We start from the raw sequence: 1,447 nt of genomic DNA, 5'->3' as shown, positions 1-1,447 counted from the left end.
ATTTCGGTCCACATGTTGTGCTCCATGGATGCCTAGACACCACCCATCGAATCACAACCGACTGAAATCACTCAACTCTTTTCCGATCAGGCTCTTAGACGGCGTAAATGCCATCACGAAAATCCGAGACGAGCGCACGCGCTTCCTCAGTGCCGAAGAACGGGCCAACCTTCTTGAGGCATGCAAGGCCAGCGACAACGATCAGCTCTTCACCGTGGTCGTCTTTGCCCTCTCCACCGGCGCACGTAAGAGTGAAATCCTCGGCCTGACCCTCGCCGATGTGGATCTCCAGCGGGCGTCGGCAATCTTTCGCGACACCAAGAACGGCGACACCCGCGCTACGCCCCTTGCCCGCCACCTGCGGGAGTTGCTGACCGAACAGGTTGCCAAGGTGCAAGCTCTCTACGACGAATTGCCCGAGCCGCCGAAAACCCGCTGGCTGTTCCCTCGGTCGGACGGGCTCCAGCCCATCGACATCCGAACGGCGTGGGAGAACGCCCGTGACAAGGCCGGACTCGAAGATTTCCGCTTCCATGACCTTCGACACTCGACGGCCAGCTACCTCGCCATGAAGGGCGCGAGCCTTGTAGAAATCGCCGAAGTTCTGGGCCATCGGACGCTCCAGATGGTGCGTCGCTATGCGCACCTGTCCGAAAGCCACGTCAAAGGGCTGGTGGAAAGCCTCGGCGAGGACATCTTCGAGGGCAATACAGCCAGTCCAAAGAATTGAAGATCAGCCGAATTTGGGGCATATAGAAGGTTCCTGCTTCTTTTCTGGCCCCTCGAACCATGAGGTTGTCATGGTTGACTATCGGGACCTGGCGACCGTGAAGCAGGTAGCGGCGGAAGCGCCGTTCATCACGGAAGCCACGCTGCGCTGGTGGATATTCCATGCGGAAACGAATGGACTGAAACCCGCGCTGCTGAAGATCGGTGGCCGGGTCTATATCGACCGCGCCGAATTCAACAAATGGCTGGAGAGCCAACGCATGGCTCCCAAGCCGTTGAAGCCCGCGGCCTGACACGGCCCCTTTCCTCGACCGAAGCCCCGCCGCAAGGCGGGGCTTTTTTCTGAAAGCAAGCTTGTCGCAAAATCTCGGAAAATCGTATCTCGATGCTCGAAAACCATTTCGCAAAGCTTACTACGCTGACAGCACAACGGTTGATACTGTAGCTCGCCACAAATTCGCCGCGCTACCGTCCCCACCCCCTTTCATTCTTCAGAAAAATCATTCCATCAAATGCGGCAAGCTTCGCTTGGTCCTCCGTGGCATAAATACGTTTTGAAGAGATGGATTGACCGGTTTCTCGATCGGTCAACATTCCTCCCCAGGCGCCGTCGCGCTTCCTAACAGGCTGTTGAAGAAGTCACTCGCGGCGCGCGGTGAGGACGGCCTCGTCGGCGTTGTCGAAGGAGAGTTCGATTTGGAGGGCTCCGTCGTCGGTC

General features: G+C 57.8%; 2 protein-coding genes. Both read left to right on the top strand.

Annotation, left to right across the window (positions count from 1 at the left end; genetic code table 11):
• A partial coding sequence (locus BLR95_RS15385; protein WP_143131049.1) for a site-specific integrase occupies nt 1-730 on the top strand: 730 nt, incomplete at its 5' end.
• 70 nt (nt 731-800) lie between these two features.
• Nucleotides 801-1,022, top strand: a complete 222-nt coding sequence (locus BLR95_RS15380) for a helix-turn-helix domain-containing protein (protein WP_013651418.1) — start codon at nt 801-803, stop codon at nt 1,020-1,022.
• The last annotated feature ends 425 nt before the right edge of the window (nt 1,023-1,447 follow it).

Origin of the sequence: Roseospirillum parvum (assembly GCF_900100455.1) — a bacterium.
Lineage (GTDB): Bacteria > Pseudomonadota > Alphaproteobacteria > Rhodospirillales > Rhodospirillaceae > Roseospirillum > Roseospirillum parvum.
Note: the sequence above shows the minus strand (reverse complement) of the source record. Positions and strands in the feature narration are given on the sequence as shown.

What these genes read in the sequence shown, in the direction of transcription:
- BLR95_RS15380 (WP_013651418.1), top strand. Translation starts at nt 801, where the DNA reads ATGGTTGACTATCGGGACCTGGCGACCGTGAAGCAGGTAGCGGCGGAA.